Origin of the sequence: Streptosporangium sp. NPDC001681 (assembly GCF_040298085.1) — a bacterium.
In the GTDB taxonomy this organism is placed as follows: domain Bacteria; phylum Actinomycetota; class Actinomycetes; order Streptosporangiales; family Streptosporangiaceae; genus Streptosporangium.
Window position 1 is genome coordinate 46,207 of sequence record NZ_JBEOZN010000064.1, and the last position, 6,895, is coordinate 53,101.

The 6,895-nt window shown below is 70.6% G+C and carries 6 protein-coding genes and 1 pseudogene; 6 read left to right on the forward strand and 1 reads right to left on the reverse strand.

The window, feature by feature from the left end; translation table 11 throughout:
- Positions 1-24 precede the first annotated feature (24 nt).
- Entirely contained in the window at positions 25-2,001 is a 1,977-nt protein-coding gene (locus tag ABT130_RS26805; protein ID WP_350959726.1) for a hypothetical protein, read from the reverse strand.
- A 290-nt stretch (positions 2,002-2,291) separates the two neighbouring features.
- Between ABT130_RS26805 and ABT130_RS26810 the strand changes: the two are divergent.
- The 6 genes and pseudogenes from ABT130_RS26810 to ABT130_RS26835 all read left to right on the forward strand — a co-directional run.
- A pseudogene (locus tag ABT130_RS26810) lies at positions 2,292-3,371 on the forward strand (ABC transporter ATP-binding protein); the annotation flags it as partial.
- Positions 3,372-3,552: 181 nt separating this feature from the next.
- Positions 3,553-4,215, forward strand: a complete 663-nt coding sequence (locus ABT130_RS26815) for an ABC transporter permease (RefSeq protein WP_343973111.1) — start codon at positions 3,553-3,555, stop codon at positions 4,213-4,215.
- A complete protein-coding gene (locus ABT130_RS26820) occupies positions 4,212-4,343 on the forward strand; it encodes a hypothetical protein (protein ID WP_350959728.1) in 132 nt (43 codons plus the stop codon). The genes ABT130_RS26815 and ABT130_RS26820 overlap by 4 nt, the downstream gene beginning before the upstream one ends.
- On the forward strand, positions 4,340-5,011 hold the full coding sequence (locus ABT130_RS26825) for an ABC transporter permease (RefSeq protein WP_326829379.1): 672 nt from the start codon (positions 4,340-4,342) through the stop codon (positions 5,009-5,011). Before ABT130_RS26820 ends, ABT130_RS26825 begins: the two co-directional genes overlap by 4 nt.
- Positions 5,012-5,047: 36 nt before the next feature.
- Positions 5,048-5,971 carry an ABC transporter substrate-binding protein gene (locus ABT130_RS26830; RefSeq protein WP_350959730.1) on the forward strand — a complete coding sequence of 308 codons (924 nt, stop codon included), beginning with the start codon at positions 5,048-5,050 and terminating at the stop codon, positions 5,969-5,971.
- A 577-nt stretch (positions 5,972-6,548) separates the two neighbouring features.
- Positions 6,549-6,677, forward strand: a complete 129-nt coding sequence (locus ABT130_RS26835; RefSeq protein ID WP_350959733.1) for a hypothetical protein — start codon at positions 6,549-6,551, stop codon at positions 6,675-6,677.
- Positions 6,678-6,895: the final 218 nt, after the last annotated feature.

The window sequence follows — 6,895 nt, forward strand, 5'->3', positions numbered from 1 at the left end:
GCCGGCGAAGGAATCAGGGCGGCTTCACGGGGTTGTGATCATTGGTACCGCGAAGAAGACGATCATGGCGATCGCCACCGCGATGATGAAACCGATCACTTCCCAGGCCCAGTCGTGGTGGGAGACCTTCGTCGGCGCCTTGTGTCTGCGTGCCGCCCGGCGGCCCGCGCGCCTGCGGGATCCGGCCCGTCCGGAAAGCCGGAGCCCTGTCTCCGCCGTCCCGGCCTCACCGGTCTCCGCCCCGGAATCGCCTTCTTGCGCGGTCGTCGGCTCGCTCCACTGCGCGTCGTACGACGCCGGGGTGTGCTCCTGGGGTGCGGTGTAGTTCGGAGGCACGGTGTGCGGCGGGGCGTCGTCCGGCTCGTCGACCCGCATGATCCAGCTGGGCAGGCGCAGCTGGGCACGGCCCGCCGGGGTGCTGAGATGGTCAGGCCGGGGAGACCAGGCGGGAAGGGCCGTCGAGGTCTCGTCGGCCTGAGCGTCTGTTCCGGTGCCGGTCTCGTCGCCGGTCTCGTCGCCGGTCTCGGTGTCGGAGGGAGCGGCGTCCGTGAACCAGTTGACCGCGGGCGTCTGAACGGGGTCGGCGGCCCAGGTGGGCATCGGCGGCTGCACGCGACCGGTTTCGGGGTCGGGGGCCGGTGCCGGTGTGGCCCAGGTGGGCATCGGCGGTTGTGCGCGACCGGTTTCGCCGTCAGGAGTCTCCACCTGTGCGGACCTGACGGGGAAAAGAGGCCGGTGGCGCTCGGCGTCGGAGAGGGCGTCGAGCTGATCGGTCTGCAGGGGCCAGCCGGGGAGCGGGTGCGCGGTGGGGTGCGCGGTGGGCACATCGTCCAGCACATCTCCCGGCACGGATCCGGGAGCCGGGGCGATCGTGAGGGGCGTGCGAGGGGCCTCGGCGGACGGAGCCTCGGGCGTCTCGACGGGCGTGGGATCGGCGGGCGGATCGGCGGGTGCGGCCTCGGGGCGGGGCGCGGCGGCGACGAGCCTGTCGGTGTAGACGCGGGCCGCCCGCGCCTCAGGGGTGAGCGGGCGGAACAGGTTCTCCCGTACCGGGGCATCCCCGGGGGCGCCCTCCAGCACGTCCCCCGGGATGGGCGCCGACAGCGGTGCCGCCCGGCGCGGTCTGGGACGCTGGAGCCGACGGCGCGGCCGCAGGGCCGCGGTGTCCAGAGCGGTGAGCACCGAGTCGCCGAGCCTGGGCAGCGGTTCGGTGCTGGCCTCGTGGGTGGAGACCGTGCCGGGGTCCCTCGGCGCGAAGGGGTCCGGGAAGCGGTCGCTCGCCATGTGGTCCGGCACGGGGAAGGCCGGGGCACTGGTCTGGGCGCCGTTCTCCGGAGACGGTGGCGGCCAGGCGGGTGACGTCGGCCACAGTTGCCTGACCAGCGGGGACGTTGATCGCCTGGCGACGGGAGCGAGCGGTGCCCGCGGTCCGAGCACGGCGGCGCGCAGCCCGGAGGGAGGGGTGGCCCAGGGAGCGAGGACGAGCACGTCGCGGACCGGGGCGACGGCGAGGGCGCCGAACACCTCCGTCAGGTGCGCGGGGATCCGGGCCGAGGCCAGGGCGGCGCCCAGCGACTGGGCGAACCTGCGGCAGGCGCTCACCGTCAGCTCGTCGGCGGTGTCGACGGCCACGTCGAGCACCCAGGACAGCTCGGCGGCGTTCATCTCGCAGACGCCCGACAGGTACAGCACCTCGCGCTGGTGGGTGCGCAGCTCGCTCAGCACGCGCTCGACGAGGGCGGGGACGGGGTCCAGGCCGGTGACCGGGGGCGAGTAGACGATGTCGCGCAGGAAGATCTCGCGGCGGGCGAGCGCGTACAGCGCGGCGCGCGGGGGGTGGGTGTCCGTGACACTGGACAGAACGGTCACCAAGACGTCGAAGGCCGAGTCCGCGCTGCCCAGCTGGTCGCGGGAGTAGGCGTAAAGCCCTGCTGCGTGACGGTCGTAGAGCTCGGCGATCAGTTCGCCGCGCGAGCGTTGACCGAGGAGCGGTTGGGTCACGGGACCGGCTTCCTCTGGTGGTTCGTCGAGCGTGGTGAAGAGGTGGGGCGGCTGTGAAGCCTGTGACGTACGGTGCCAGAGGGATCAACTCCAGCAATGTGGGTAATCATGTCAAGCCATGGGCACCTCCCGCACTACTGAATGCCCTTTTGGTGAGAAATACACATGTCGATCTACCCGGCAAAGCCGGGAAGACAGATCGGAGAAGTGGGGCATAGGCTGACCTGAGCCAGATTGTGGGGGCGGTTGGGGCAGGGGGGCCGTAACCCGGCGAAAACAAGAGGTTGTGCATGATCACATTCAACGGTGTCACCAAGCGCTACGCCGACGGCACCGTAGCGGTGGACAGCCTGAGCCTTGAGGTGCCCACTGGGGAGATCACCGTCTTCGTCGGCCCCTCGGGGTGCGGCAAGACGACCTCCCTGCGCATGATCAACAGAATGATCGATGCCACGGAGGGCCAGATCCTCCTGGACGGCGTCGATGTCAAGACCATAGACCCGCCGACACTGCGTCGGGGCATCGGCTACGTCATCCAGCAGGCCGGGCTCTTCCCGCACCGCAAGATCGTCGACAATGTGGCGACGGTTCCCCTGCTGCTCGGCTGGGAGAAGAAGAAGGCCCGTGACCGGGCGATGGAACTGCTGGAGCGGGTCGGGCTCGATCTGAAGATGGCCGACCGCTACCCCTTCCAGCTCTCCGGCGGCCAGCAGCAGCGCGTCGGCGTGGCCCGCGCGCTCGCCGCCGACCCGCCGGTGCTGCTGATGGACGAACCGTTCAGCGCGGTCGACCCGATCGTCCGGACCAGCCTGCAGGAGGAACTGCTACGGCTCCAGGCCGAGCTGAACAAGACCATCGTGTTCGTCACCCACGACATCGACGAGGCGGTCAAGCTCGGCGACCGGGTGGCCGTCTTCCGCGTCGGGGGCCACCTGGCCCAGCTCGACGACCCCGCGACGCTGCTGGCCAGGCCCGCCGACGACTTCGTCCGCGAGTTCCTCGGCCGCGACCGGGGCATCCGGCGGCTCTCGTTCGTCTCGGACGAGGGGGTACGGCTCCGCACCGACCTGCTCGTCCCGGTATCCACCGACACCGCGTCGGCCTCGGCGCGCGCCGCCGGCGAGCCGTGGCTGGCCGTGGTGGACGCGGGGAACCGGCCGCTGGGCTGGGTCGCGGTCAAGGACCTGCCCGAGTCGGGCAGCCTCGCCGAGGTGGAGCTCGCGCCGTACGGGACGTTCGTCAGCGGGCGTGACTCGCTGCGCGGCGCACTGGACGCGACGCTGCTCTCCCCGTCGGGCAACGCCGTCGCGGTGGACGGCGAGGGCAGGGCCGTGGGCGTCGCCACCCGCGAGGCACTGGACGAGGCGCTGGCCGTGGTGGCGGGAAGCGTCGGCGGATCGGTGCCGGGTTCCCGCTCCGCGGGGGGCGCGGGAGGTTCCAGCGGGCCCGCGGAGGGCACGGGAGGTGCCGCTGGATCCACCGGAGGCGCGGCCGGATCCGCGGCGGACGCGGAAAGCGCCGGTGAGGGCGCGGGAGGCACGGGGGACGCGGGTGAGTGAGGAACCCCTGGTCCGCTGGGACTGGATCGGGCGCAACTGGCCCACGATCCAGGGCCTGCTGGAGGACCACATCGTGATGGCGCTGGTCCCGATCGTCGTCGGGCTGCTCATCGCGCTCCCGCTCGGGCTGGCCGGAGTCCGCTGGCGCTGGCTCTACCAGCCGACCGTCGGCGTGATGAACGTGATCTACTCGCTCCCCTCGCTGGCCGTCTTCATCGTGCTCATCCCGGTCACCGGCCTCGCGACGAGGCTGACCGTGATGGTCCCGCTCACCTTCTACGCCATGGCGGTGCTGATCCCGGCGGTCGTCGACGGGCTGGGCTCGGTCCCCGACCACGTGCGCCAGTCCGCGGTGGCCATGGGCTTCACCCCGCTGCGCAGGCTGCTCCAGGTCGAGTTGCCGATCGCGGTGCCGGTCGTGCTGGCCGGGCTCAGGGTGGCCACGGTCGCCAGCGTCAGCCTGGTCAGCGTGGGCGCGCTGGTCGGCAGGGGCGGGCTCGGCTACCTGTTCATCGACGGCTGGCAGCGGCAGTTCTACACCCCGATCGTGGTCGGCATCGTGCTGGTCGTGGTGCTCGCGGGCGTCGCCGACCTGCTGCTGATCCTGGCGCAGCGCCTGCTCACCCCGTGGTCGCGGGCAAGGGGGTCCGCGTGAACCGGCTGCTTGATCTCTTCGGTGACCCGGCCGGTGCGGTGCCCCGGATCTCCGGTCGCCGCCTCGCCGGAGTCGCCAAGCGATCCGGCGGGACTCCCATCACCCCGTGGACGAGGGGGGTCGCGTGAACTGGCTGATCGACTTCTTCGGGGACCCGGTCAACTGGTCGGGACCGGACGGGATTCCCGTCCGGCTGCTCGAACACCTGGAGTTCGCCGGGCTCTCGCTGCTGCTGGCCATGCTGATCGCGCTCCCGCTGGGGCTGCTGATCGGCCACACCGGCCGGGGCGCCCTGCTGGTGGTCTCCATCGCCAACGCGGCCCGCGCCCTGCCGACGCTCGGCCTGCTCGTCCTCATCGTGCTGCTGATGGGCGTCGGCACCATCCTGCCGGTGCTGATCCCGCTGGTGGCGCTGGCCGTGCCACCCATCCTGGTCAACACCTACGAGGGCATCCGCGGGGTGGACCCGGACCTGCGTGACGCCGCGTACGGCATGGGACTGCGGGGCGGGCAGGTCCTCGGCCGGGTGCTGGTGCCGGTCGCGCTGCCACTCATCCTGCTCGGCCTGCGGCTGGCCGCCATCCAGGTGGTGGCGACCGCGACGGTGGCCGCGTACGTGGGCCTGGGCGGCCTCGGCCGCTTCATCATCGACGGTCTCGCGACCAAGAACTTCCCGAGCACGATCGGCGGAGCGGTTCTCGTAGCACTGCTGGCGCTTCTCGTGCAGCTCGGGTTCACCCTGGTACAGCGCGCAACGGTCTCCCCGGGGGTGAGCGAGCGCCAGACCATCCGATAGTCTTCATTACCCCCCGTTTTGGAAGGGAATAGCACCATGAAGCGCCTGTTCAGCACCGCGGCGATCCTTCTGTCCGCGGCGCTCACACTTACCGCGTGCGGCGGCGGAGATCCCCTCACCAGCGCGTCCCCGGCTCCCGCCGAATCCGGGTCCGCCTCCGAGCCGGCGGCCGCCGGGAAGGTCGTCATCGGGTCGGCCAACTTCCCGGAGAACGTCCTGCTGGGCGAGATCTACTCGCAGGCCCTGGCCGCCAAGGGCGTCCAGGTCGAGGAGAAGTTCAACATCGGCAGCCGCGAGGTCCTGTACGACCAGGTCAAGAGCGGCGGCCTGACCATCCTGCCGGAGTACATCGGCTCGCTCCTCGCCTTCGTCGACAACACCGCCACGGCGAAGTCGAAGGACGACGTCGTCGCCGCACTCAAGGAGAAGCTCCCGGCCGAGCTGGAGGTCCTGACGCCCGCCGCGGCCGAGGACAACAACTCGCTGACCGTCACCAAGGAGACCGCCACCAAGGAAGGTCTCACCACGATCGAGGACCTGGTCAAGGTCGCCAAGAACTACGCGGTGGGCGGCCCGCCGGAGTTCAAGACCCGCCAGGAGAAGAACTTCAAGGACACCTACGGCCTGGAGTTCAAGGAGTGGAAGAAGACCGGCGACGCCACCGCCGACGCCATCAAGGACGGCACCGTCCAGGTCGGCAACGTCTTCACCACCGACCCGAAGATCATCATCAATGACCTGGTCTCCCTCCAGGACAACAAGAACGCCTTCGCCGCGGAGAACATCGCCCCCCTGGTCAACAAGGCGGGCGTGAACGACACGGTGAAGACCACCCTCGACGCGGTCTCCGCCAAGCTCGACACCGCCGGCCTGGTCGCGCTGATGAAGCGCGTCGCGGTCGACAAGGACGACGCCGAAGCGGTGGCCAAGGACTGGCTCACCCAGAACGGCCTGCTGTAGCCGTTTCGCCCAACCGGCCCCGGACGTCTCGTCCGGGGCCGGTTCGCGTTCGCGGAGACGGCGACCGCAGCCGCGTGCACCACGCGGCCCGGTCGCCTGATCATGTTGCTGTGAACGGCCAGGCGCGCGTCTGTTCAAGTTGGCGGATTAGCGGGGCCGGGCCGGCGAGCGGGTGATTGGGGCTAGGACTGGCGGCGTGCGAAAAGGACCGCCCCTGGAACGCTCTCGTCGAGGTCGAGCAGCATTCGGGCCTCGACCGTGAATCCGGCATCGCGCAGCCAACTCGCCACGTGGCCAGGCCGGCGGCGGTGATGGGGTGCCGTTACCCCACACGCCACCAGCCGCCAAATCGCCAGGAGTGCCGGGCCGGGGTCGCCGCGGCGCGCCGCCAAGCGGGCGTCGAGCGCCCGGGACACCGCCTTTCGTTGGGGAACAAGAACTATGCGCCGGCCCGAAAGACAGCGCCGGCGTCGCGCCCGAGAGTGGATCGCAGATCGCAATCGCCGCCTGCACGAGAGGGCCCGCTCGGGGGGCGGCGGCGATCGTCCACGGGTCCATCGCAGTGCGGAGATGTTCCATGAGCAGTAGAGCAGTGCGGGACGTCGTGCTCGTCCACGGAGGGTTCGTCGATGGATCCGGCTGGCAGCCGGTCTACGACCTCCTGGTCGCCGACGGCTTCCGCGTCACCGTCGTGCTCCCCGACTGAAGTAGGCCGCGCCGCGGGCACCCTGTTCTGCGCCGGCGGCCTTGCCATCCGCGGCGGCTCGGCCAGACCCACCTACCACTCCTTGGAGGCCTCATGACCTTGACCCCGCAGGTGCCTACCGTTCGCGGCACGGTGGCCGTGGATGATCTGGGCACTGTACTGATGCACGAGCACGTCTTCGTCCTGAGCGAGGAACTACGGCAGAGCATGCCGGAAAG